Source organism: Undibacterium sp. Di27W, assembly GCF_049340345.1.
In the GTDB taxonomy this organism is placed as follows: Bacteria; Pseudomonadota; Gammaproteobacteria; order Burkholderiales; family Burkholderiaceae_D; genus Undibacterium.
The window spans coordinates 1-325 of sequence record NZ_JBMPOS010000140.1 but is presented as its reverse complement, the minus strand read 5'-3'; the positions used below and the strand labels follow the sequence as shown (position 1 = coordinate 325).

1 protein-coding gene is annotated in these 325 nt (G+C 48.9%); it reads right to left on the bottom strand.

Annotation, left to right across the window (positions count from 1 at the left end; genetic code table 11):
• Window positions 1-29 precede the first annotated feature (29 nt).
• A partial coding sequence (locus ACO0LF_RS31650) for a transposase (protein WP_423021406.1) occupies window positions 30-325 on the bottom strand: 296 nt, incomplete at its 5' end.

The window sequence follows — 325 nt, the reverse complement described above, 5'->3', positions numbered from 1 at the left end:
GTAGGTACGATTAGATTCTATGGTTCCCGTCAAGTTTTTATCGAGATGAGATCAGAATTAAAATCAACGCTGTTCTTGAACAGGCTAAAAGCAACTCGCAATATTTTACGTGCGATGATCATGATAGCGGCCGTTGAGGGCCAGCCAAGTTGCCGGTAATGTTGATACAAGGGTGCCCATACCTTTGATTTTGCAGCCGCCATACCAGCGTTAAATAGCAAGCGGCGCCCTTCAGCAGGGCCTCGCTTGGATAACCTCCTGCGGCCACGTTTTTGACCAGAGTCACACGGACGTGGATCCATACCGACAAATGCAACGACGGCAT